The sequence below is a fragment of the Roseibium porphyridii genome (genome assembly GCF_026191725.2).
Classification (GTDB): Bacteria; Pseudomonadota; Alphaproteobacteria; order Rhizobiales; family Stappiaceae; genus Roseibium; species Roseibium porphyridii.
Genome location: NZ_CP120863.1, coordinates 4,275,848 through 4,300,480, shown reverse-complemented (window position 1 = coordinate 4,300,480; position 24,633 = coordinate 4,275,848). Strand labels below are relative to the sequence as shown.

The window sequence follows — 24,633 nt, the reverse complement described above, 5'->3', positions numbered from 1 at the left end:
TAATGCCACCGACAGGCGGCTGTAAGGAACGATTACCTAAGTTCTTTCTCGAACCGGAACGTGAGTCCCCGCAAACGTTCCTGCAACGACCTTCAATTTGAAAGTCTACAGAGGAAGATAATATGCAAAACGGTCGGTCAGTTTCTCCCTTGCGGTCTCGCCGCGCCAAATTACTGGCAGGAGTATTCGCGCTCGGCGCTGCGGGTCTTTTGACCGCGCAAACCATTGTCCCCAGCCAGTTGGCGCACGCCGAAGCTGTACGCGTGAATGCAGCGTCTCCGGCGGACTTTTCTGACGTTGTCAGCACCGTAAGCCCTGCCGTTGTCAGTGTTCGCGTGAAGCAGGCAGTTGAGCCCCGCATGATGAACTTCAATGGCAGAGAAGGATCCCAGGAATTCTTCAAAGGCCTGCCGGACGGGCATCCGTTTGAACGCTTCTTCCGTGACTTTGGAAACCCTGGTGCTGAAGAAGGCCAGCGCGAGCGTCGCAATCCGCGTCAGTTCGGCATGTCTCAGGGCTCCGGCTTCTTCATCTCCAAAGATGGTTTTGTTGTCACCAATCATCACGTGATTGATCGCGGTACCGAATTTACGGTCATCGACCAGAATGGTGACGAGTCCAACGCAACCCTGATCGGCGCTGACAAGCGCACAGATTTGGCGCTACTGAAAGTCGAAGCCGACAAGGACTTTACTTACGTCGATTTTGCCGATGATGCTCCGGAAGTCGGAGAGTGGACAGTTGCAATCGGCAATCCGTTCGGTCTCGGCGGTTCTGTGACTGCAGGTATCGTATCTGCTCGTGGACGCGATATTGGCGCCGGTCCTTACGACGACTTCATCCAGATTGACGCGCCAGTCAATCGCGGAAACTCCGGTGGTCCGGCTTTCAACATGAAGGGTGAGGTGATTGGTGTGAATGCGGCGATCTTCTCGCCGTCAGGTGGCAATGTCGGTATTGCCTTCGCAATCCCGGCTTCGACCGCGCAAGATGTCATCATGGAGCTGAAGGACGACGGTACAGTCGTACGCGGCTGGCTGGGTGTTCAGATCCAGAACGTGACCGATGACATCGCGGAAAGCCTTGGCCTTGATCAGGCCCGCGGCGCCATCGTCGCGGAAGCGCAGGAAAACAGCCCGGCTCAGAAGGCTGGCCTGCGCTCAGGCGACACCATCCTCGCGGTGGACGGCACCAGCGTCGAAGGGCCTCGTGATCTGTCCAAGATCGTTGCTGCCTATGAGCCCGACACCAAGGTTGACGTTACCATCTGGCGTGACGGCGAAGAACAGGACGTGACCGTTACACTCGGCCGTCTGAAGGAGCAGGAACAGGCTGCTGTCGAACAGCCTCAGGTCGAAGAAACAAAAACCAGCCTTGATGAGTTGGGCCTGGTTCTGACCACCAAGTCCGAAGCCGGTATGGAAGGCAAGGGCGTTGTGATTGCGGAGATCGATCCGGAAAGCCCTGCAGCCGAAAAGCGTCTCAGCACTGGTGACGTCATTCTTGAAGTCGCCGGGATGCAGGTGAGCAACCCGGAAGATGTTCTCAAGGCACTCGACAAGGCCGAGAAGGACGGCCGCAAGGCGGTTCTCTTCAGGGTCGAGACCAACAACTCAACACGGTTCGTGGCGCTTCCCATGAACCTTGCCTGATCAGGACCCGGTCCCGCCCCGGACCGGCCCCTGTGTGGCAAGACCGGCCTGCCCTCTGCCCCCAAACCCCGACAGGCCGGTCTTTGCCTAGGGTTTAGCCTCTAAACCCGCACTGACTGGCGGCGGCGTCTCACATCCATCGCCGCCGCCAGCCATTTTCATTCTGCGCAACTCACGGTAAAAGGAAGCTATGTTGAGGATTCTTGTTATCGAAGATGATCCCGAAGCGGCCAGCTACCTCGTGAAGGGCCTGACCGAACTCGGGCACACGGCCGACCAGGCCGCAGACGGGCAGACAGGATTGCAGATGTCGCTGGACAGCGACTACGACATCCTCATTGTCGACCGCATGTTGCCCCGGCTGGATGGACTGTCCGTGATTCAGCAGCTTCGCGACGAAGGCAATCATACACCGGTGTTGATCCTTTCCGCCCTCGGTCAGGTGGATGACCGGGTCAAGGGCCTGAAAGCCGGCGGCGACGACTATCTGCCCAAACCTTATGCCTTTACCGAACTCCAGGCGCGTGTCGAAGCGCTTGCCAGACGGCCGAAATCCGCCAGCCAGGTCGAAACAACCTATACCGTCGGTGATCTGACACTTGACCGTATGGCGCATTCCTGCCGCCGGGGCGAAACCGAAATCCCTCTTCAACCTCGAGAATTCCGTTTGCTCGAATACCTGATGCAGAATGCCGGTCAGGTGGTCACCCGCACCATGCTTCTGGAAAATGTCTGGGAGTATCATTTCGACCCGCAAACCAATGTGATCGACGTTCATATCTCGCGCTTGCGCGGCAAGATCGACAAGGGCTTCGCCACACCGCTTCTGCACACCATCAGAGGTGCTGGATACACGATCCGTGACGCGGCTCACTAGATTTACTCGAACGACGGCATTCAAGCTGTCGTTGCTCTATGTCGGCGTTTTCACGGTCATGTCCGGTTTTCTGGTCGTTTACGTGGCTGAAAACACCGACCACCTGATGTCCGAGCAGGTCGTTCAATCCGTCGATTCCGAGCTTAAGGGATTGGCGGATGTGTACGTTCGCGGTGGCGTCCGTGATCTGGTGGAAACCATTGACCGTCGCTCCAGACATCCTGACGCCAGCCTCTATCTGCTGACCGACTTTGCCGGCAATGCCCTTGTCGGAAACATTGCCCGCCTTCCGACCGTTGTGCTCGAAGAAGCCGATGGCGGATTGCGCCGCGTACGCTACACGAGGCTTGGTCAGAATACCGAAGATATTGAACGCCAGGCCATGGTGCGCACGTTTGAGCTGCGCGGCGGCTTTCGTCTTCTTGTCGGACGGGACCTCGGCGATCAGCTGAAATTCTCCAATTTGTTGGCGAACGCGCTGCGGCTCTGGCTCGTCGTTATTGTTCTGATGGGCGCGATCACCTGGTTTTTTGTCAACAGCCGCGTGATGAAGCGTATCGACGATATCTCCGCCACCAGCCGGACCATTATGCACGGCGATTTGACAGGCCGGCTGTCTGTTGCGGGCAATAATGATGAATTCGATCGGCTTGCGATCAATCTCAACACCATGCTGGAACGCATTGAGCTGCTCATGCAGTCGATGAAAGACGTGACCGACAACATCGCCCATGACTTGAAAACGCCCCTGACGCGCCTTCAGACACGCATCGAAATCGCATTGCGCGATGCAAAGGGAGAAGAGGGGTATCGCGACGCTCTCGAAGCCACACTCGATGAGACCGACCACCTGCTTCGGATTTTCAATGCATTGCTGAGGATCGCCAGAATTGAATCGATGGCGCCTGGAACGGTCATGGAGCCGACAGATCTGAACAAGATGGTCGCGGAAATCGCAGAGCTCTATGAACCGCTCGTTGAAGATGAAGGCGGGCGCCTTGAGACCGAGGTACCAGCCGGCCTATACGCTGAATGCAACAAGGACCTGATCAGCCAGGTTCTGGTCAACCTGACTGAAAACGCCTTGAAATATGGCCGCCCTATAGAAGGTGATCTCGTGATCCGAATGTCGGCACGTCTGGAAGATGACCGGGTGCAGCTGTCGGTCAGCGACAACGGTGCTGGTATTCCGGAGAAGGATCAGGACCGGGTGAAAGAGCGCTTCGTGCGTCTAGAAGAAAGCCGTTCAGAACCTGGAACCGGCCTTGGATTGAGCCTTGTCAAGGCAGTCGCCCGCTTGCATGGAGGAGAGTTGCGCTTCAAGAATGAGACGCCGGGCCTGTCCGCCCGGATCGACTTGAAGCCGGCAGAGCCGGATGGCAGCGGGAGTGGAAATGGACAAGACGGGAAAACCGGAGAGAAACGCTCTTGATGGCAAAACTGGCACCAGAGGTCTTCTTGCTGACCGGATAACCATCGTCCCGACAACGCCCGATCCGGACCATGCAGACCTTTTTCTGAAAGACCTGCTGGATCATCCTGAAGCGGGCGAACTCCTGAAAAACCTGATCGGGGAAAAACCGAACCTGGGCGAATTTCTCTCAGGCATTATTTCCAATTCCCCTTATTTGCGCGACCTGATGCTTGCTGATCCGCCGCGCTTGTTGGCCTTGCTGCAGGAGGTGCCAGAGGAGCGCATCGGTCGACTGTTGTCAGAAGCAGAAAATGCAGTCGCGGAAGATGAAGACGGTATCATGCAAGCGCTCAGACTGTTCAAGCAGAACCTTGCGCTGACATTGGGGCTGGCGGATGTCTGCGGAGCAATTGTGCTGGACCAGGTAACGGGCGCGCTTGCCGGTTTCGCCGACGCGGCGCTGACAGCAGCCATCCGGTTTTGCCTCAAGGATCTGACCCGCCGCAACAAGTTTTCGCCTGTTGACGACGAGCGGCCCGAGGTCGACAGCGGAGTGATCGTGCTTGCAATGGGCAAACACGGTGCAAACGAACTCAATTATTCTTCAGACATCGATCTGATCGTGCTCTACGACCCGGACAAGGCACCGATGTCCGGCAATGCAGAAGCTCCTGTTGAATTTGTTCGCATGACCCGGCGCCTGGTAAAGATCATGCAGGACAGAACGGCTGACGGTTACGTCTTTCGAACTGATTTGCGCCTGCGTCCCGATCCGGGCGCAACACCGCTGGCAATGTCCGTTCCCGCAGCATTGGTCTACTATGAATCTCTCGGGCAGAATTGGGAGAGAGCAGCACTGATCAAAGCCCGGCCTTGCGCTGGCGACATTCCGGCAGGCAAGGAATTCCTCAGAGAAATTGTGCCTTTTATCTGGCGTAAGTATCTGGACTTCGCAGCGATTTCGGATGTGCAGTCGATCAAGCGGCAAATCCATATGCACAAAGGCCACGGCGCCATTGCCGTTGCTGGCCACAACGTCAAGCTTGGACGTGGCGGTATTCGAGAAGTGGAATTCTTCGTTCAAACGCAGCAGCTGATTGCAGGTGGCCGCAATCCTGAACTGCGTGGGCGCCGGACACTTGAAATGCTTGATGCGCTTTGCGATGCGGATTGGATCCGGGTGCGCGCAAGAGATGAGTTGAGGAACGCCTATGTCTTCTTGCGGGATGTGGAACATCGCATTCAAATGATGAATGACGAGCAGACCCAGCTTTTGCCAAAAGACAACGAGGGTCTCAATCGTGTCGCCGCATTGATGGGGTTTGAAGGCCTGCCCGAGTTCGAGAAAGTCTTGCTCGATCATCTGCGCAAGGTGCTGCATCACTATGCTGAACTCTTCGAAGACGAGCCCGGCTTGTCGTCCGAGCTGGGCAATCTGGTCTTCACCGGTGATGATCATGATCCCGATACGCTGGATACCCTGGCGAGGCTCGGCTTTCAGCAGCCGTCCGAGGCCGCCAACATTGTCAAATCCTGGCACTTCGGCCGCTATCCCTGCACACGGTCGACCAAGGCCCGTGAGCGCTTGACCGAAATGCATCCCTCACTGATCGGAGCGCTCGCGGCAACGGACAACGCGGATTCGGCGCTAAGAGCATTCGACAGTTTCCTGTCCAAACTCCCCGCCGGCGTGCAATTGTTTTCGCTTTTGAGATCGAACCCGCAGTTGCTGTCGTTGCTTGCAACGACCATGGGAGCTGCCCCGCGCATGGCCGAAACGGTTTCAAAGCGCGTGCATGTTCTGGACGCGGTCCTTGATCCGGCCTTCTTCGGTGCCATGCCAAGCGTACAGGAGTTTCGCGTCGGTCTTGATCGTACGCTTGCACAGTCTCGCTTTTACGAAGAAGCCTTGGACAGGGCGCGCATCTTTACTCAGGAACAGCAGTTTCTGATCGGCTTGAGGTTGATCTCAGACACGCTTTCCGCCGACCGGGTCGGGTTTGCTTTGGCCAGACTGGCCGAAGTTGTTGTCGACCGCATCCTGCGGCAGGTGATTTCTCATGTCGGTGAGAACCACGGCAGTGTTCCAGGGGGAGAAGTCGCGGTTCTTGCCATGGGGAAACTTGGCGGACGTGAGATGACCGCTGCCTCGGATCTCGATCTGATCTTGCTCTATGACGCTCCGGAGGATGTCAAAGAGTCCGATGGACGACGGCCATTGGCGATTTCACAATACTACACCCGCCTGACGCAAAGGCTTGTCACCGCTCTGTCTGCGCCGACAGCAGAAGGCTCTCTTTATGAGGTTGACTTCAGGCTGCGTCCATCCGGCAACGCTGGCCCATTGGCAACAAATCTGGGCGGCTTCATCGCCTACCAGGAAAAGGAAGCGTGGACCTGGGAGCATATGGCTTTGACCCGAGCCAGAGTGATTGCGTCGTCGTCACCGGAGTTCAGAGCCAGGATTATCGGGAACATCTGCGAGACGCTGACCAAACCACGGGATCTTGCGCAACTTGCCAATGACGTGCGGGCCATGCGGGCGCGCATTGAAAAGGAAAAGGGAACTAAAGATGTCTGGGACCTGAAACAGGTCGCCGGTGGCTTGGTCGATATCGAATTCATTGCTCAATTCCTGCAACTGGCCAATGCCGAAAAAAGCAAAGAGATTCTGGCGCAGGGAACAGAAGAGGCGCTGGAAAAACTGCGGGACGCTGGCTTCCTGGCACTCGGCGATGCGGAGTTGTTGCTGGAGGCGTTGCGTCTCTACCACAGGCTAACGCAGATCCTTCGGCTTGTGCTGTCCGGCAAGTTTGTGCCTTCGGAGGCTCCAGGTGGCGTGCTTGACCTGCTTGTTCAGGCGTCCTCGAGCCCGACATTCGTGCGACTGGAGGCGGAGCTGGCGGAACTGCAAAGTAAGGTTCGTTCAGTGTTCGTGCGATTGATTGGAAAAGTCGAGATCGAGGAATGATCGGTCTGCGCGGCGCGACTAGGCGGCTTCTGCCTCGGCAATTGGAAGCGTGAAGCTGACGGTCGTACCCTTTTTGACCTCAGATTCAATTGTCAGCTTGCCGCCATGAAGTTCAACGAGTGAACGCGCGATGGCCAGTCCAAGGCCGGAGCCCTGGTGGGTCTTGGTGAACTGGTTTTCAACCTGCACGAACGGTTGCGCGAGACGTTCTATGTCGCGCTCGGATATGCCTATGCCCGTGTCTGTCACCTCGAAGCGCAGCTTGTCGCCGCGCGGGATGGCCCGCAGTGTGACTGTGCCGTTGTCCGGTGTGAATTTCACTGCATTGGCAAGCAGGTTCAGGAGGATCTGCTTCAGCGCCCGTTTGTCTGCCAGCACCTGGTAGTTGTCCGAAACGTCCTCGACCACGGTGATGTTCTTTTCGGTCGCCGCGCCAGTAACGATCCGACCCGCATCTGCCGCCGCTGCTGTCGCGCTGACAATTTCGGTTTCGATAGACATGCGCCCGGCCTCGATTTTGGACATGTCGAGGACGTCGTTGATCACATTGAGCAGGTAAGTTCCGGAGGAATAGATGTCCTTGCAATAGTCATTGTAACGATCAGTGCCGAGAGGTCCGAACATTTCTTGCGTCATGATATCGGAGAAGCCGATGATCGCATTGAGCGGTGTGCGCAGCTCATGCGAAATATTTGCCAGAAACTCTGATTTGGCCTGGTTGGCAGCTTCAGCCCGTGTCTTTTCTTCCTGGTATTTATCCGCCATTTCCACGAGCTGGCGTGCCTGGATTTCAAGTGTCTGACGGGATTTCTGCAGATCGGAAACCGTGGCCTTCAACCGTTTCTCCGACTCCATCAGTTTTTCTTCGTGCTTTTTCAGCGCGGTAATGTCGGTGCCGACGGAAACGAAGCCACCGTCTTTGGTGCGGCGCTCGGAGATCTGCAGCCAGCGGCCGTCTTCCAGTTGAGCCTCATAGGAGCCTTCAGGCGCTCCGCCACGCTGTGTCACGGTGATCGGCTTCGGTGCGACTTCCGAATTGGATGCGGCCTCCATGACAGCCTGATAGGGCGTTCCCGCCTTGATGACCGCGCTCGGCAGGCTGTGCAGTGACTGATAGTTGGAGTTGCAGATGACCAATTCGTTTTTGGCATTCCAGAGAACAAAAGCCTCCGAAATGGTCTCGATCGCGTCACGCAAACGCAGGTCAGCCATCCGGCTTTGCTCCGCCAGCTCATGCTGTTCGGTGATGTCGATGCAAATGCCGATGAGATGCGGTTCTGCGCGGCCAGGTTCTGACTGGATCTCACCGCGAGCGCGAAGCCAGATCCAGCTTCCGTCTGAATGCCGCATGCGAAAAGTCTCGTCGACCAGTGTTTCGCCGCTTTCAAGCAGGTGTTCTGCAAGGCCGAGAAGGTCGATATCATCCGGGTGGGTGATGTCCGCGACGTCTGCAAAGCTCAGAATATCGTCTTTCGGCTCTCGCCCGAGCAACTCGTAGAGCGAAGACGACCAGAACATCCGGCCTCTGGAAAGGTCCCAGTCAAAGAGACCGCAGCGACCATGGGTGAGGGCGGTATCAATGCGTCCTCTTGTGGTCGCATACATTTCGTCGGCAGTTTCCGCGCGTGTTGCCTGGCTGAAGAAGCCGTAGATCACGGCCAGAAGAACCAGGGACGTTCCGACGAACAAGGTTACGTTGGCCGAAAGATCGTTGCGCCAGCTCGAATAGATGTCCGTTTCCGGTTGAATAACGGCGATCATGCCAAGACGACCGGACAAATGATGGACTGTCGCGAAAACTTGCTCTTCCTGGTCGAGGCCGCCGATGTCCGCGGGAATGGACAGTACACCGGCCCGTGCGCCAAAGACTGTCAGCGGCTGTGACGGGCCGAGCAAGTCGGTGATCGGCCGGCTCTCAAGACCAGGCTGAATGGGCGCAGTTGCAACGACAGTGCCTGATTTGTCGGCGACAATGTAGATACGTCCCTGGCTGGTTGCTCCAGCTGGCAGACTGTCAGCGAGAATGCGCTTGAGCGTCGTCCTGTAGCCGGTTTCGGGCAGGGTTGTTTCTGATGCGTCGAGACTGTTTGAAACGACAGTCGCCATCAAGCTGAGGGTTGTCTGCGCCGAGCGCTGCGTGTCTGTATATCCGTTTGCCAGCTCACCGGCTCGGAATATCGCAAGGACGATGATGAAGATGATGGCGAGGCCCGGAATAAGACGGCGCATCAGGCTGTCTGATCTCGCCAGGCCTGAGGAGAGGGCAGTGAGCAGAGAGCGGAGAGACAAGCTGGTGTCGCTTGTTCTTGTGTCGCCGTTTGACTCCTTATCGCCGCGCCGCGCAGATGCGTCGCCAGCCAATGCTCGCGCCATAGGAAGTGTGCCTCAAAAACCGCCGTCTCGGGGTCGGCCCCGAATCACTTCCATTTGAATCAAAACATGAGTTTTTGTCCAGACCTTGCCAAGAAGAAAATGGTTAACGCGGCGACGCTTTACCGGCTGTTGCGTTAACCTTTTCCAGTATTTCACACTATTGCAGTGTTCTGTCGACGATATCGCGACTGTCTCTTGACAGATTTTCGAATGATGAAACCCTCAAGAGGGCAGTTTCAGCAAGGGCAGAACGTTGTGGGTCTAGTGCGCGCCACGAACGGAAACTGGTCAAAAGCCTGGAAGCAACCTGTGGATTCCGGCGATCGATCTCCAATACTGATTCGGCAACAAGCTCAAATCCAGCACCGTCACCTCGTGCAAACTGTGTCGGATTTCCTGTTGCAAAGGATTGCAGCAAAGAGCGCACCCGGTTCGGGTTGCCGGCATCATAGAGCGGGTGGGTCTTGAGTGCGCGAACCTTTGCCAGAGTTTCTGCTCCAGGGGCTGTCGCCTGCGTCATGAACCATTTGTCCATGGCCAGCGAATTGCTCTCATGCCGCTTGAGATAAGTGGCGAGAGCTTCTTCTTCCTTGGCAAGGTGGTCATGGACAAGCAGTGTCAGTGCGGAGATCCTGTCGGTCATATTGTACGCTGCGGCAAAACGTTCCCAGATCGTTTCAGCAGCCCCTGCCAGTTCAGAGACGGCGACAAAGGAAAGCGCTCGATTGGCGAGTGCGCGCTTGCCGGCGCTTGCAGCATCAGGAGAAAAGGGGCCGTTTGGCATGGCAGACTTGGCAATCGACTGAAATTCAGCCCCGTGAGCGCCTGCAATGGCCTTTCGCAGTTGCTGGCGCGCCTCGTAAACGGCATCAGGATCAACGTTCTTGCCGATCTCCTGCGCAATATCGGCTTCACTCGGCAGGACTAGAGCCTGAGCGCGCAATGCTTCATCCAGCGATGCATCGGTCAGAACATTGCCGATCACGGCAATTGTATCCGAGGACGGTGCTGCGCGGTTTCCCTGCCTCGTTTCACCGGTCAGTCGCACGAGATCTTTCATCAACAGGGTTTGAACGGCCTGCCACCTGTTGAAGGGATCGCTGTCTTTGGCGGCGAGGAACACCAGTTCGTCTTGTGACAGGCTTTGATTGAGCCTGACTGGCGCGGAAAACCCTCTGAGCAGTGACAGGACGGGACGGGATTCAATATTGTCGAAGGTGATCTTCTGATGAGCCTTGTTGAGTATGAGTACGTCGCCTTGCAGGCGTGTCCCCTCGGGAGCCCCGGTATCGAGGTCATTTCCATTTGCACCAATGAGCCCGAAACGCAGCGGAATTACTGCCGGTTTGCTGTTTTTCTGACCAGGTACAGGAGGAATTTCCTGGGAGAGCGACACAGTGAATGTCTTGGAACCCTCATCGTAGTCGGTCTCGGCTGTCACAACCGGTGTGCCAGCCTGTTCATACCAACGCGAAAACTGATCGAGATTGGTTGACGCTGCTTCGGAAAAACATGCCAGGAAGGCCTCGATTGTCGTGGCGTCGCCGTCATGTCGCTCAAAATAAAGATCAAGTCCTGCCTTGAAGGCATCATCGCCAATCAGTGTTTTTAGCATTCGGACAACTTCAGCACCCTTTTCATAAACCGTGGCGGTGTAGAAGTTGTTGATTTCATGATAAGTTCTTGGCCGGACCGGATGTGCAAGCGGGCCTGCGTCTTCAGGAAACTGGTGGGATTTGAGCAATCTGACATCTGCGATCCGCTTCACGGCGCGGGAGCGCATATCGGAAGAAAACTCCTGGTCGCGGAAAACCGTCAAGCCTTCCTTCAGGCACAACTGGAACCAGTCTCGGCAGGTGATGCGATTGCCGGTCCAGTTGTGAAAGTATTCATGTGCGATCACGGCTTCTATGTTGGCGAAATCCTGATCGGTCGCTGTCTCCGGATCGGCGAGAACATATTTGTCGTTGAAGATATTAAGGCCCTTGTTCTCCATCGCTCCCATGTTGAAGTCCGAAACGGCGACAATGTTGAAGACGTCCAGATCATATTCGAGCCCAAAGACCTCTTCGTCCCAACGCATGGAACGTATCAAGGAGTCCATAGCCCAGGCGCATCGATCTTCTTTGCCGTGTTCAACATAAATGTTGAGCGCAATTTCATTGCCGGATTGCGTGGAGAAACGGGCAGGAACCCGGGCAAGGTCACCGGCAACAAGCGCAAATAAATACGCCGGTTTGGGATGCGGATCGTGCCAGACTGCAAAATGCCGCCCGCTGTCACCAAGGGGACCTTCTTCGATAAGGTTGCCATTGGCCAAGAGAACCGGACAGGCGTCTTTTTCAGCCTCCAGTCGAGTTGTGTAGACGGATAGGACGTCGGGCCGATCGAGGAAATAAGTGATACGGCGAAACCCTTCCGCTTCGCATTGCGTGCAATAGGTCCCGGACGAACGGTACAGCCCCATGAGTTTGGTATTGGCATCCGGGTCAAGGCGGGTAACAAGCTCAAGTTCAAACGACTCCGCCGGGGGCGTGAATAGCTCCAAACGATCCGGTGCAGCGTTGAATTCGTCTTGGCCAGGCACGCGCCCGTCAATCGTCAGGGACACCAGTGCCAAATCGTCGCCGTCAAGTTCCAGCGGGGTTCCAGGGTGTGTCCCGTCTTGCCGCGTTATGGACAGTACCGCCCTTACGATGGTTTCGCTTGGCGCAAGTTCGACGCGAAGATCTACCGTCCCAATGCGATAAGCAGGCGGTTGATAGTCTTCCAGCCGGATGGCGGGCGCCGTTTCAGAACGCATCTGGATCTCCTGAGTGACAATGGCCAAGCGTTGGCAGCGGATTGGGTTCCCGCGTTAACATGATCGCGGAACATGGCAAAGTCTAGATTCCATGGCGCGCTGTCGATCCCCAATTCCAGCACCCGGTGACAGCAATTTAAGCACAGGTTTTGACGCGGCTCCGGCCTTTGTCTATGTGAGGGGCAACGTCACTTGAAGGGACATTTTGAATGAGCCGTCTGGACAGCTTTATCCGCCGCATGACCTCGCAGAAAATCTTGCTCGAGTATCTGGTCGAAAAGGTCAATCAGGTCGATGGACCGGTCCTGGAGCTGGGGTTGGGAAACGGCCGGACCTATGACCATCTTCGGGAAATCTACCCAGAAAAGGAAATTTTCGTATTTGATTTTGCCATGAATTGCCATCCGAGCTGCGCGCCGGATGCGGACCATATGATCCTCGGTGATATACGCGACACACTGGCATTTTGCGAACCTCGTGTTGGTGCAAAGGCCTCGTTTGCCCATATTGACATCGGTTCTGCCGATCCGACCAATGACCTTGCCATCGTTCACTGGCTCGCGCCTCTTTTGAACGAACGCATGGCAGTTGGCGGTTTCGTCCTGACGGCATTGAAACTGGAGCTTTCGAATTTCGAAACGCTCGACAAACCGGAAGGCATTCATCCCGGCCGGTATCACATCTACCGCAAAGTTTCGGAAACCTGATCATTCCTGACCGTTCAAGGATATCAAGACTATGAGCGCCCCACTGGAAGGCATCAAGGTTGTTGAACTTGCCCGAATTCTGGCTGGTCCCTGGACGGGTCAGACGCTGGCAGATCTTGGCGCTGATGTTATCAAGGTCGAAAGTCCGCAAGGCGATGACACCAGAGGGTGGGGGCCACCATTTGTGGATGGCGATGCCGATGAGCGCAGTGACGCTGCTTATTTCCACGCCTGTAACAGGGGGAAACGCTCAATCACCGTCGATTTCCGGACCGAGGAAGGACAGGACATTGTTCGGCGGCTTGTCGCCGAGGCCGATATTCTGATCGAAAACTTCAAGGTTGGTGGCCTGGAGAAATACGGCCTCGACTATGACAGCCTTAGCAAGGTCAATCCGAAACTGATCTACTGTTCGATCACCGGGTTCGGTCAGGACGGGCCGTACGCTCACCGCGCTGGATATGATTTCATGATCCAGGGTATGGGCGGCATTATGGATCTGACAGGCGACCCTGACGGCGACCCTCAAAAAATCGGTGTTGCCTTTGCCGATATCTTCACGGGTCTTTACGGTGTCGTGGGTGTTTTGGCTGCCCTCAGACGTCGTGATCAGACCGGCGAGGGTGAGTGGATCGACATGGCTTTGCTGGATGCCCAGGTCGGAGTGCTCGCCAATCAAGCGCTGAACTACTTTGTGTCCGGCAACACGCCAAAACGCCTTGGCAATGCGCATCCCAACATCGTTCCCTACCAGGTGTTCCCTGTCGCCGATGGTCACCTGATCATCGCCGTCGGCAACGATGGTCAATTTGTAAGACTGTGTGACGTTTTGGGGTGCCCTGAACTGCCGAAGCGCGCCGAATTTGCTTCCAACGCTGCGCGCGTTGCCGCTCGCGATGAATTGGTGCCTCTCCTGACGGAGGCAATGGCCGGATACCGCCGAGACGACCTTCTGAGCGCGCTGGAAAAGGAAGGCGTTCCTGCCGGTCCTATCAATTCCGTTGAAGATGTCTTTAACGATGAACAGGTTCGGCACCGGGGCATGAAAGTTGATCTTCCCGCATCGCAGTCAGCGACAGGAAACGTTTCTTCAGTACGTACGCCGATTAGCTTCAAGAATGGAAATCTCGTTCTTGAAAAGGCGGCTCCTGTGCTCGGAGAACACACAGAAGAAATCCTTGAGGAGCTCGGTCTGCAATCCGACTCCTGAAAATTGGAGAATTGCGTGAAAGATACAGAGTATCTGAAGGTCAAGGGCACCAAGGTTCTGGCCAATGAATGGGGCACGCTGACCCAGTTCAAGGTTGACTATCGCCGCAAGGACGGAAGATGGCAGGAGCAGATCCGTGAAGCCTATGATCGAGGCCACGGCGTAGCCTGTCTTCTGCACGACCCGGAAACGGATTGTGTGCTGCTGACGAGACAATTCCGGCTGCCGGTCTGGTTGAGCGGCTCAGACCCGTTTTTGATCGAAGCACCCGCCGGGTTGCTTGAAGGAGCGCAGCCGGAAGAACGCATGCGTCTGGAGCTGATCGAAGAAACCGGATTTGAGGTTTCCGAACTCAATCACCTTTTCGATGCCTATATGAGCCCAGGGTCCGTCACCGAGTATCTGGCATTTTTCACTGGCACTTACCATTTGAAGAATAAGGTGGCCGTCGGCGGAGGCGCGGAAGACGAAGGGGAGGACATCGAGGTTGTTCATGTTCCCCTGCGTGACGCACTTGGCATGATGCGGTCGGGCGAGATCAGGGATGCGAAGACAATTATTTTGCTGCAGGAACTTGCACTTCGGCAGTTTTCTGTGAGCAAAGACTGAGCTGGGGACAGCTTCGATAACACTGTTACATCTCTTAAATTGACGGCTCTTTTCAGGCTAGTAAGCTGCCAGATGTAAATCGAGGAAATTGGCCAATGGCAAAACCAGCACGGAATGACCGGCGTTTGAAGCTGCGCTTGGCCACCGTCGTTGGACTTGGCTTTGGGGCATTTGTCGCAATCGCCATCGGCCTTGTGCTTGGTCTTTCCGTCGCCGCCAACTTCAAGAACACGTTCTCGCTTTTGAACGACAAGGCGATTTTGAGCACGCAGGCGCTTGAGCAACAGTTGCGCACGCATTTCGGCTCGGTTCAAAGTGCGGTTGTTGGACTGAAACCCTATTTCGACGACGGCACTCTCGGCTTTGAAAACCCTGAGCGTACGCTCGAAGACCTGAAAATAGCACTGAACTCCAACAACGATATTACGACACTTGCGGTAACGGATCCCTCAGGCAAACGCATGGGGATCTATCGCGCTCCAAATGGAAAAATGTGGCGTATCGAGAGCGATGTTCCGCCGCCCGGCATGACATCGAGGGCCTTGCCAAAACTTGATGCCGACAGCCCGCCGAGCTGGGGTCCGCTGGTGGAGCATGAAGTCGGCCTTTTTGCAAATGTCTCGGTTCCGATCGTGCAAGATGGCAAGGTCAAGGGCCTGCTAACGGCCGCCAGTTCCATGGAAGACCTGACTCACATCGTGGCCTCTCAGGACGAGGGCAGGGACAATACGGTTTTCATTCTGGATGGCGACAACCGAGTCATCATGCACTCAGATACCGGTGACTTGCAGACCGGCAGCGAAATCAAGGCGAAGCTGCCCAGTGCGCTCACAACTGCGGGGGATCCGGTGCTGGCGGGAATGTCGGACGAGGAAAAGCTGACCGAGTTCGAAAAGGCAGCGGACCTAGGTATCGAGGTTTCGTTTGTTCAGGTTGGAGACGCCGAATTCATCTTGATGAAGGCCGCGCTTTCCGGTTTCAGCCAAAAGCCATTTACAATCGGCCAGTATTTTCTAGGGGCGACAGTCTCGCGTGAAGTCGAGCGTTTGGCCGGTTCCATGTTTGTCGGATTTGGAGCGCTGGTCATCTCGGTCCTGATTGCATTCTGGATCGGACGCAGGGTTGCACGGCCTTTGCGGACACTGGCCGTTCAGTCGGAACGTGTCGGAACACTGTCCTTGAACGAAGTCGAACCGTTGCCGCGTAGTCGGGTTGCTGAGCTTGACCAGGTTGCCCTTGCCTTCAACACCATGGTTGAAGGCCTCAAGGCGATGAACACCTATGTTCCGCGTTCATTGTTCATCAAGCTGATGCGTCTTGGAGGCGGCGAAGCTGCCGAAGCAAGAGAAGCGGAACTGACGATCCTGTTTACCGATATCGTTGGCTTCACTGCGCTTTCTGAACACATGAGTGCCGAGGAAACCGCGGGCCTCCTGAACGATCATTTCGCTATTCTTGTGGAGGCGGTTGAAGGAGAGGGTGGAACCGTCGACAAGTTTCTTGGTGACGGCATGCTGGCGTTTTGGGGTGCGCCCGATGCGCGACACGATCACGCCGAAGCTGCCGTCAGAACGGCGCGCCGGATTGCTTCGGCGTTGCGTGAGGCCAATGCCAGGGCAAAAGAGAACGGAAAGCCTGAGATGTGCCTGCGAATTGGCATCCACACAGGACCGGCCGTTGTTGGCAACGTGGGAGCCCTTGACCGGTGGAACTATACCGTTGTCGGTGACACGGTGAATGCAGCCGAGCGATTGCAGACCCTCGGCAAGGAAGTTCCGGGGCACCCGGACGTCACAATCCTGGCAAGCGCGGATACGATTGCAAGGCTGCCGGAAGAAGAAAATCAGCGGGCTGTTGGCGAGCACCACCTGCGTGGACGCAGCGGTCTGATGGAAGTTTACTGGCTCGATCCGTTCCCGGTTGGCACGGTTCAGGCCAAAAACCTTCCCGTCAGTGCGGCGGAATAGAGCCTGTTTCCGGCCACTTGGCAGGCCAAGATCATGAACCGCAATAAAAAATTTTGAGAATGTGACGAACGTCACAGTCGTTTATCACTGATTTCTGCATTGCTATCGACCGGCGAATTTGGTTGTCTTTCTGTTGCAATAAGGGCTTAGTAAGCCTCTCGCAGACAATCCTTGCCGGGGAGGAAAAGCGCAGTGAATGTTCTCTCGATTGAGGGACTGACGGTAGATTTTAATACAGCAGAAGGCCGCGTGCGTGCTGTCGATGATGTGTCGTTTGTCGTTCCCGAAAACCGGACTGTCGCGCTGGTAGGGGAATCGGGGTCCGGCAAGACCGTTATTTCGCAGACAATCATGGGGCTGTTGCCTCAGGCAGCGGAGATCTCGTCCGGCAAGGTAATTCTGGCAGATCCGACAGGCGAAGAACCACCCGTGGACATCGCGGCTCTGGAACGCAAGGGGCCGCAAATGCGGCATCTGCGCGGAAATCGTGTTGCGATTATTTTTCAAGAACCGATGACATCACTCTCGCCGCTCCACACGATCGGAGACCAGATCGGCGAAGCCGCCCTGTTGCACAGGAATGTTTCCAGGGCAGAGGCAAGCGAACTGACCAAGACAATGCTCAGTCTCGTCAAGTTTCCCGATCCTGAGAGAGCGCTCGAAACATATCCCTTTGAGTTGTCCGGTGGCTTGCGCCAACGAGCCATGATCGCGATGGCGATGATCTGCCGGCCCGCATTGTTGATCGCCGATGAGCCGACAACGGCTCTCGATGTTACGATCCAGGCGGAAATTCTGAAGTTGATCCGTGAAGTTCAATCGGAACTGCGCATGTCCGTTCTGATGATCACCCACGATTTCGGTGTTGTTGCCAATATGGCTGACGAGATCGCAGTGATTTATCATGGGCGGATCATGGAGAAAGGTACTGCACAGCAGCTTTTTTCCGATCCGAAGCACGACTACCTGAAAGCGCTTTTGAACGCGGTTCCAAGCTTTCACATGGACAAGGATGAACGGCTGGTGCCGATCCGGCCCATTGTTCTGAAATCGGAAGAGCTGACGAGCAACAGGCCCCACTGCGACGTGGCGCCAGGCGAGCCGCTGGTTGAAATGCGGAATGTGACCAAGCAGTTCACGCTGCGCAAGGGGTCATTCTTCGGGGCCAAGGCCAAGACCCTGACCGCTCTGGACGATATCAGCCTGACCATTCGCCGCGGAGAATGCCTTGGTCTGGTCGGCGAATCCGGATCAGGCAAGACAACAGCCGCAAAGGCCATATTGAGGGCCATAGGTATCGAGGGCGGTCAGGTTCTCTACAACCGCGGCAAAGGACTGGAAGACGTCGCCAATCTGAGTGGCGCGGATTTGATGGATTACCGTCGCCGGGTTCAATTGATATTCCAGGATCCGTTTTCCTCGCTCAACCCGCGCATGACCATCAACGACACGCTGATGGAGCCCTTGGAAGTGCATGGTGTCGGTACGCCGAAGGAGCGCGCGGAACGCGCGCGCAATCTCATGAACCTTGTCGGTCTCGATCCGCGGTTCCTGAGACGGTATCCGCATTCCTTTTCCGGAGGTCAAAGGCAGCGCATCGGTATTGCCAGAGCGCTGACGCTCAACCCGGAATTCATCTTGTGTGATGAGCCGACGTCGGCACTGGATGTTTCTGTCCAGGCGCAAATCCTCAATTTGCTTCAGGACCTGAAGCGAGATCTCAATCTCACTTACCTTTTTGTCAGTCACAACCTTGCCGTTGTCGATTATGTTGCCGACAGGATCGCAGTCATGTGCCGCGGCCGTTTGGTTGAAATTGGTGAGACGCGAACTGTGGTTGGCAACCCGCTTCATCCTTATACAAAAGCGCTCTTGTCCGCGGTACCGGAACCGGACCTGTCAGCGCCACTTGATTTTGCCGCCCTGGATGCGAACAACGCATCAGAGCCGCAACTTTGGCCGGAACCATTCCGCCTTGTAGACGGTCAGGAACCGTTGCTTGTGGAAATGGAACCGGATCACTTTGTCTGCGCACCTGGCCTAAAGAACACTGGGGCGCAAGAGGGGACAGCTGCATAATGCTTATGAACACCGTAAGGGCCGGTCTGTTTGTGACCGCTGCCATGTTCGCGGGGCCTTTGGCCGCGCTGGAACTGAAGGAAACGCCAGGGCTCGACCCGGCACTTCCACCGGTGGCCGAAAGGCTTCCATCCGAACCGCTTGTCGTGGATCTCGAATCCAAGGGCCGCACGGTCGGCAAACACGGCGGTGCCATCGACACACTTATTGGACGCGCCAAGGATGTGCGTCTGATCAATGTCTGGGGCTACGCACGCCTCGTTGGCTATAACGACAAGCTGGAGCTGCTGCCCGACATTCTTGAAGATGTTGAAGTGGAAGATGGACGCATTTTCACGTTTCACACCCGTGAAGGCCACAAATGGTCCGATGGACATCCTTTTGGAGCCGAAGACTTCCGTTACTATTTTGAGGACATTGTCAGCAATGAAAAGTTGACACCCTCCGGTTTGCCGCCGTTTCTTGTTGTGAACGGCAAAGGTCCGAAGTTCGAGGTGGTGGACGAGACCACCGTTCGTTTCACGTGGGATGAGCCCAATCCGCTGTTCCTGCCGGAACTTGCTAAAGCCCGGCCTCCGTTTATCTATCGCCCGGCGCATTATCTGAAACAGTTTCATGAGAAATACGGCGATCCGGACTTCATCACCAAGGAAGCTGCCAAGGTAAAAGCGCGCAACTGGGCACCGCTTCATGCCAAAAGAGACGACATGTACAACGCCCGGAATGTCGCGCTTCCAAGCCTTCAGCCCTGGGTGCGCATGCGCGACGACAGCGATCTTCGGTTCATTCTGGAACGCAATCCATATTACCATCGGGTCGACAGCACCGGACAACAGTTGCCTTATGTCGACAACGTCATCATGACGGTGGCTGACGGCAAGCTGATCCCGGCGAAAACGCAAGCCGGCGAGAGTGACCTGCAGGCCAGAAACTTGAGCTTCTCAGATATCACCGTCCTGAAAAAGGGTGAGAAGCAGAACGACTACGTGACGGCGCTGTGGTCCAATACCAAGGGCTCCGAAATTTCCATTCTTCCGAACTTCACAGTGAAGGATCCCGAGTGGCGCGCGCTGTTCCGTGACAATCGCTTCCGCCACGCATTGTCGCTCGGCATCGACCGCAATCTGATCAATCGTGTTCTGTTCTTCGGTCTTGGTACGCCAGGCAACGACACGATCCTTTCGGCAAGCCCGCTTTACAAGCCTGAGTACACGACCAAGTGGGCCGAATATGACCCGGACAAGGCCAATGAGCTGCTGGATGAAATTGGTCTGACGAAGCGCGACGACGAAGGCACGCGCCTTCTGCCGGATGGCAGGCCGATCGAAATCATCGTGGAGACAGCAGGCGAAGCCCAGGTGCAGGACGATGCATTGGAACTGGTGGGTGAGATGTGGGGTGAACTCGGCATCAAACTGTTCGCCAAACCGAGCCAGCGCGACAACCTGCGTGAACGGGCAATCACCGGTCAGCTGGTCATGTCGGTCTGGTGGGGTCTTGAGAACGGTATTCCAACTTCAGAAATGCCACCGGAAGACCTTGCGCCGGTTCATGGAGATGTTTTGTCTTGGCACGCCTGGGGTGACTACTACGAGACACAGGGAGAGGGTGGCGAAAAGCCGGATTGGGCGCCTGCCGAGCGTTTGATGGAACTCTACAAGTCCTGGCTCGTCTCCAAGACACCCGAAGAGCGCACAAAGATCTGGGATGAGATGCTCCAGATCCATGCCAACGAGACAATCCGCATTGGTCTTGTCTCCGGCGTTCGCCAGCCAGTTGCGATCAAGAATGTGGAAAATGTCCCGCTTGAAGGCATCTATGGCTGGGATCCGGGCGCGCATTTTGGAATTCATCGTATGGATGAGTTCTATCTGACGAACTGAACCAGCACCTGAAAGGGATTTCCGGGACTCATACGGAGGAAATATGGCTGACCGGCTGGAGATTACCGCAGACCTTATCGACTATGTTTGCCAGCACGGGACCCGGGAATCCGCATCACTTAAAAGACTTCGCCACCACACTCAAATCCTGCCGGACGCCGATATGCGTGTCCCGCAGGAGCAGGGCCAGTTGCTGTATTTCCTGATCAAGGCCTTGAACGCCAAAAGGGTTATGGAGCTTGGTGTGTTCACCGGCTACTCCACACTATGGATGGCCTCTGCTCTGCCTGATGATGGCCGCGTTGTCGCCATCGACAAGCGCAACAATTGGCAGGAGCTGGCAGAAACCCATTGGCAGGAAGCTGGTGTTCGCCACAAGATCGATTTTCGGATCGGACGGGCGCAAGGGGTCATGCAGGACATGCTCAACGAAGGTGAAGGAAGTTCATTCGATCTGATTTTCGTCGACGCCGACAAGAAGAGTTATACCGCCTATTACGAGCTTGCCTTGAAACTGCTCAGAACCGGCGGGATTATGGTGTTCGACAACATGCTTCGTCTCGGTGACGTCATCGATCCGGAAATCAAGGATCCTGCTGTCGATGACATTCGCGCCTTGAATGCGCGATTGCGGGATGACGACCGGGTGGTGATTTCAATGTTGCCGTTTTCAGACGGCCTGACGCTTGCGCTGAAGGCGGCCTGATGCTGGGGTAATAGTTCATGTTGTCGCTGGTGCAGCGACGGCTCTTATTCAGACGCAGTTGGGGCTTAGGGGGAATAAGTGCTCTACTATATAATACGTCGGATATTGATGATGATCCCGACTTTGCTGGTGATCAGCTTTCTGACGTTTTTCATCATCGAGCTTCCGACCGGAGACTATATTTCCAACCAGATTGCAGCTCTGAAGGCTTCAGGGGAGAGTTCGTCTGTTGCGAAGCTGGAGTTCCTGCGCAAGGAATTTTCGCTTGATCGGCCATTTTTCGAAAGATACCTGATCTGGGTCGGTCTGTGGCCCGGACCTCATGGGCTTGATGGGCTCATTCAAGGCAATTGGGGCTGGTCTTTCGAGTTCGACAAGCCGGTTGACCAGGTAATCGGGCCGACATTGCCGCTCACGGTGGTTCTGAATTTTGCAACGATCCTATTTGTCTATGTGGTTGCCTTTCCGATCGGCATCTATTCCGCTACACGGCAGTATTCCTGGGGTGACTATGGCATCACCTTTGTCGGCTATATCGGATTGGCCACGCCGAATTTCCTGCTTGCCTTGATCCTTCTTTATTTCTTCAATCGCTGGTTCGGCCTCTCGGTGGGCGGACTTATGGCGCCGGAGTATATCGATCAGCCGTGGAGTTTTGATAAGGCGATGTCGGTGTTGGCCCATTTGATTGTGCCGACGATTGTGATCGGAACCTCCGGAACGGCGGCCATGATCCGTCGTCTTCGAGCCAACCTGCTGGATGAACTTCACAAACAATATGTCACCACCGGCAGGGCAAAGGGGCTGAAGGAGAATCAGCTTCTGGTGAAATATCCGCTTCGAATGGCGATCAATCCGTTCATTGCCGATATTGGCAACCTGATCCCGTCGATGGTGTCAGGCTCGGTGATTGTGTCCGTGGTGATGAGCCTTCCTACGGTCGGACCCGTTCTGGTTTCGGCACTTCAGTCGCAGGATCAGTTCCTTTCAGGGTTCATATTGCTTTTCGTAGCTGTTCTGACCCTGATTGGCATGTTGATTTCAGACCTGCTGCTTGCGGTTCTCGATCCGCGCATCCGTCTTGGCGGGAGGGCATCGTCATGAGCTCGGATGCAAACAATGGAACGCCGGTTCGGGACGTTGAACACTACGTCGATCCCACTCCTTTCAACCCCGCTGTCGCGGAGGAAATGACGCCTGAACAAGAGCGTTTCTATCAGGCTTCGCAGTGGAAGATCATGTGGTGGAAGTTCAAACGCCACAAGGTTGCGGTCTGGTCAGGTGTCATCCTGATCCTGTTCTACCTGACGGTACCTTTTGCTGAACTGATTGCACCTTATGACGCGAATACCCGCGACAGCTTGCATCTTTATGCGCCTCCCCAACCCATCCACCTCTTCCACGAAGGATCCTTTGTCGGGCCCTTTGTCTATGGGATGACGTCCGAGATCGACATGGAGACCCTGCAATGGGTGTTCAAGGACGACACGACGCAAGTGCAGAAGCTGCGGTTCTTCTGCAGTGGGGACGACTACGAATTCTGGGGCCTGTTCGACGCGTCTTTCCATCTGGTCTGTCCGGCTGAAGGCGGCACGATGTTCCTGTTGGGAACGGACCGTCTGGGCCGAGATCAATTCTCCGGTCTTGTCTATGGCGCACGTCTGTCCCTGACCGTCGGTCTTATCGGTGTTGCCATTTCAATCGTTCTCGGCCTCTTCTTCGGCGGCATCGCCGGCTATTTCGGTGGTTTGGCCGACAGCGTGATCCAACGCGCTATCGAGATCATTCGATCCTTGCCTGAGTTGCCGCTCTGGATGGCGCTTTCCGCAGCGTTGCCTGTTACCTGGAGCCCGGTCTGGATCTATTTCGGCCTCACGATCATCCTGGGGCTGCTGGATTGGCCCGGGCTTGCCAGAGCCGTCAGGTCAAAGCTTCTGTCTCTGCGTGAGGAAGAATATGCCAAGGCTGCGGTGTTGATGGGGGCAAAGCCGAAACGGGTCATCACCCGGCATCTGTTGCCCGGTTTCACCAGCCACATCATTGCGTCTGCTTCGTTGTCGATCCCATCGATGATCCTGGGGGAAACAGCGTTGTCGTTCCTCAACCTCGGCCTCAGGCGTCCGGCGATTTCCTGGGGTGTCTTGTTGAATGAGGCACAGAACATTTCGGTGGTAACGGTTTATCCCTGGCTGATGGCTCCGGTAATCCCCATCATCATTGTTGTGCTGGCGTTCAATTTCCTCGGCGATGGTTTGCGTGACGCAGCAGATCCCTATAAGTGATGCAGCACAAATTCTGAAAAGACATGACGGGCCGTTCTGGCCCGTCTTTAGTGTTAGGAAGCGATCCATGTCGAAAAACGCCACAACTGCCGAAGGTTGGGATGAAGAATATGAAGCAGGCCGTTGGGCCTTCTTGCGTTCACTGCCGGAAAGCGGACGCTATGGCATTATCGGCATGTGGCTCAGCCTGACCGGAACCATGGACGAGGTGCTCGACATTGGTTGCGGTGAAGGCCTGCTCTACGAACGCCTGCAGCCCATGGGTATCAAGCGTTATGTGGGCATGGATCTGTCTCCAGCTTCCCTGGAAATCGCCGATGTGGATCCGGCAATCGCATCCTTGCGCGCCGGCGACATGCACACATTCGAACCGAAGGACGGAGAATCCTTTTCTGCCATCGTTTTCAATGAAGTGCTGCATTTTGCTGACGATCCCGCAGCACTTGTTGCCCGCTATGTGCCGTTCCTGAAAAAGGACGGGGTCATCGCGCTTTCCATGTATTCCCCGAAACGTCCTGAGTCGGGGGCTAACAAGCTGATCAACCGGCTCTGGGAAGCGACGGACAATGAGGCGAACTGGGAAGTTCTGGATGACTACCGCCTTGTCTCGGACAAGAAGGGCGTGACCTGGCGCATGCGTCTTGTGAAGCCGGTGAGTTGAGTTTGATGCTGGCCGCTTTTTTGTCGCTGCCCAACAAAGTCGGATGTAATGCCCAGATGGCTTAATAGTCGGAAATCGCCGAAGGTGTAGCAAAGGCCGACGGAGACAACCAGCCCTGAAATCAGGGCTGGCTCAAACATCAATCCGGCAGCATGATGATGGTCGATTTACCACCCTTGTTGCGCAGTGCATGGACCTCGGCGAGCTCCGGATCCGCGTGCCATGCTTGAGCTGCCTTCGTATCCGGAAACGAGAGCAGTGCAGTGATATTCGGAGCGTCTATGGCAGCTTCCAGCACCAACGGCTCTGGATCAGCAGCAACCACGCTTCCCCCATGTTTGGCAAGCGCATCGGCGGCTTTTTCGCGGTAGGCGCTGAGAGTTTCCTTGTCTGTGACGGTAATCATGGCAAGTGCCTGTATGGTCATCTCAAAACTCCT

The 24,633-nt window shown here is 55.7% G+C and carries 17 protein-coding genes; 14 read left to right on the top strand and 3 right to left on the bottom strand.

Translation table 11 applies throughout. From position 1 onward, the window contains the following. Positions 1-122: 122 nt before the first annotated feature. The 4 genes from K1718_RS19895 (at position 123) to K1718_RS19880 (ending at position 6,914) form a co-directional block, all read left to right on the top strand. Positions 123-1,652: a Do family serine endopeptidase gene (locus K1718_RS19895; RefSeq protein ID WP_265681096.1), complete on the top strand. Its 1,530-nt coding sequence runs from the start codon at positions 123-125 to the stop codon at positions 1,650-1,652. Between the two features lie 190 nt (positions 1,653-1,842). Further along, positions 1,843-2,529, top strand: coding sequence for a response regulator transcription factor (locus tag K1718_RS19890; RefSeq protein ID WP_173006089.1), 687 nt, complete (start codon positions 1,843-1,845; stop codon positions 2,527-2,529). Next, positions 2,513-3,961, top strand: coding sequence for a sensor histidine kinase (locus tag K1718_RS19885; protein WP_265681097.1), 1,449 nt, complete (start codon positions 2,513-2,515; stop codon positions 3,959-3,961). Before K1718_RS19890 ends, K1718_RS19885 begins: the two co-directional genes overlap by 17 nt. After that, on the top strand, positions 3,924-6,914 hold the full coding sequence (locus tag K1718_RS19880; RefSeq protein WP_265681098.1) for a bifunctional [glutamine synthetase] adenylyltransferase/[glutamine synthetase]-adenylyl-L-tyrosine phosphorylase: 2,991 nt from the start codon (positions 3,924-3,926) through the stop codon (positions 6,912-6,914). The genes K1718_RS19885 and K1718_RS19880 overlap by 38 nt, the downstream gene beginning before the upstream one ends. An 18-nt stretch (positions 6,915-6,932) precedes the next feature. Here K1718_RS19880 and K1718_RS19875 read toward each other — a convergent pair whose 3' ends face one another. Further along, complete coding sequence (locus tag K1718_RS19875) at positions 6,933-9,287, bottom strand: PAS domain-containing sensor histidine kinase (RefSeq protein ID WP_265681099.1); 2,355 nt, start codon at positions 9,285-9,287, stop codon at positions 6,933-6,935. 157 nt (positions 9,288-9,444) lie between these two features. Then, complete coding sequence (gene pepN / locus K1718_RS19870; RefSeq protein WP_265681100.1) at positions 9,445-12,090, bottom strand: aminopeptidase N; 2,646 nt, start codon at positions 12,088-12,090, stop codon at positions 9,445-9,447. A gap of 209 nt (positions 12,091-12,299) precedes the next feature. Between pepN and K1718_RS19865 the strand changes: the two genes are divergently transcribed. The 10 genes from K1718_RS19865 to K1718_RS19820 all read left to right on the top strand — a co-directional run bounded on the left by K1718_RS19865 (position 12,300) and on the right by K1718_RS19820 (position 24,194). Further along, entirely contained in the window at positions 12,300-12,797 is a 498-nt protein-coding gene (locus K1718_RS19865) for a class I SAM-dependent methyltransferase (protein ID WP_152502610.1), read from the top strand. Between the two features lie 31 nt (positions 12,798-12,828). Next, positions 12,829-14,007, top strand: a complete 1,179-nt coding sequence (locus K1718_RS19860) for a CaiB/BaiF CoA transferase family protein (protein ID WP_152502609.1) — start codon at positions 12,829-12,831, stop codon at positions 14,005-14,007. 15 nt (positions 14,008-14,022) lie between these two features. Continuing rightward, positions 14,023-14,616: an NUDIX domain-containing protein gene (locus K1718_RS19855; protein WP_265681101.1), complete on the top strand. Its 594-nt coding sequence runs from the start codon at positions 14,023-14,025 to the stop codon at positions 14,614-14,616. Between the two features lie 95 nt (positions 14,617-14,711). Then, a complete protein-coding gene (locus K1718_RS19850; protein ID WP_265681102.1) occupies positions 14,712-16,583 on the top strand; it encodes an adenylate/guanylate cyclase domain-containing protein in 1,872 nt (623 codons plus the stop codon). Positions 16,584-16,775: 192 nt separating this feature from the next. Beyond that, positions 16,776-18,662, top strand: a complete 1,887-nt coding sequence (locus K1718_RS19845) for an ABC transporter ATP-binding protein (protein ID WP_265681103.1) — start codon at positions 16,776-16,778, stop codon at positions 18,660-18,662. Next, the gene (locus K1718_RS19840) at positions 18,662-20,545 is read left to right on the top strand and encodes an ABC transporter substrate-binding protein (RefSeq protein WP_209006645.1); all 1,884 of its coding nucleotides are present in this window, start codon (positions 18,662-18,664) and stop codon (positions 20,543-20,545) included. The genes K1718_RS19845 and K1718_RS19840 overlap by 1 nt, the downstream gene beginning before the upstream one ends. A gap of 43 nt (positions 20,546-20,588) precedes the next feature. After that, positions 20,589-21,251, top strand: a complete 663-nt coding sequence (locus tag K1718_RS19835) for an O-methyltransferase (RefSeq protein WP_152502605.1) — start codon at positions 20,589-20,591, stop codon at positions 21,249-21,251. Positions 21,252-21,329: 78 nt separating this feature from the next. Further along, positions 21,330-22,355, top strand: coding sequence for an ABC transporter permease (locus tag K1718_RS19830; RefSeq protein ID WP_152502604.1), 1,026 nt, complete (start codon positions 21,330-21,332; stop codon positions 22,353-22,355). Beyond that, positions 22,352-23,533: an ABC transporter permease gene (locus tag K1718_RS19825; protein WP_152502603.1), complete on the top strand. Its 1,182-nt coding sequence runs from the start codon at positions 22,352-22,354 to the stop codon at positions 23,531-23,533. The genes K1718_RS19830 and K1718_RS19825 overlap by 4 nt, the downstream gene beginning before the upstream one ends. 67 nt (positions 23,534-23,600) lie before the next feature. Further along, positions 23,601-24,194, top strand: coding sequence for a class I SAM-dependent methyltransferase (locus K1718_RS19820; protein ID WP_152502602.1), 594 nt, complete (start codon positions 23,601-23,603; stop codon positions 24,192-24,194). Between the two features lie 139 nt (positions 24,195-24,333). Here K1718_RS19820 and K1718_RS19815 read toward each other — a convergent pair whose 3' ends face one another. Next, positions 24,334-24,621: a DUF1330 domain-containing protein gene (locus tag K1718_RS19815; protein WP_152502601.1), complete on the bottom strand. Its 288-nt coding sequence runs from the start codon at positions 24,619-24,621 to the stop codon at positions 24,334-24,336. Positions 24,622-24,633 lie beyond the last annotated feature (12 nt).

Coding starts and splice junctions, on each gene's coding strand:
- K1718_RS19880 (WP_265681098.1), top strand. CDS start 3,924: ATGGACAAGACGGGAAAACCGGAGAGAAACGCTCTTGATGGCAAAACT.
- K1718_RS19840 (WP_209006645.1), top strand. CDS start 18,662: ATGCTTATGAACACCGTAAGGGCCGGTCTGTTTGTGACCGCTGCCATG.
- K1718_RS19860 (WP_152502609.1), top strand. CDS start 12,829: ATGAGCGCCCCACTGGAAGGCATCAAGGTTGTTGAACTTGCCCGAATT.
- pepN (WP_265681100.1), bottom strand. CDS start 12,090: ATGCGTTCTGAAACGGCGCCCGCCATCCGGCTGGAAGACTATCAACCG.
- K1718_RS19850 (WP_265681102.1), top strand. CDS start 14,712: ATGGCAAAACCAGCACGGAATGACCGGCGTTTGAAGCTGCGCTTGGCC.
- K1718_RS19820 (WP_152502602.1), top strand. CDS start 23,601: ATGTCGAAAAACGCCACAACTGCCGAAGGTTGGGATGAAGAATATGAA.
- K1718_RS19815 (WP_152502601.1), bottom strand. CDS start 24,621: ATGACCATACAGGCACTTGCCATGATTACCGTCACAGACAAGGAAACT.
- K1718_RS19875 (WP_265681099.1), bottom strand. CDS start 9,287: ATGGCGCGAGCATTGGCTGGCGACGCATCTGCGCGGCGCGGCGATAAG.
- K1718_RS19890 (WP_173006089.1), top strand. CDS start 1,843: ATGTTGAGGATTCTTGTTATCGAAGATGATCCCGAAGCGGCCAGCTAC.
- K1718_RS19835 (WP_152502605.1), top strand. CDS start 20,589: ATGGCTGACCGGCTGGAGATTACCGCAGACCTTATCGACTATGTTTGC.
- K1718_RS19895 (WP_265681096.1), top strand. CDS start 123: ATGCAAAACGGTCGGTCAGTTTCTCCCTTGCGGTCTCGCCGCGCCAAA.
- K1718_RS19825 (WP_152502603.1), top strand. CDS start 22,352: ATGAGCTCGGATGCAAACAATGGAACGCCGGTTCGGGACGTTGAACAC.
- K1718_RS19865 (WP_152502610.1), top strand. CDS start 12,300: ATGAGCCGTCTGGACAGCTTTATCCGCCGCATGACCTCGCAGAAAATC.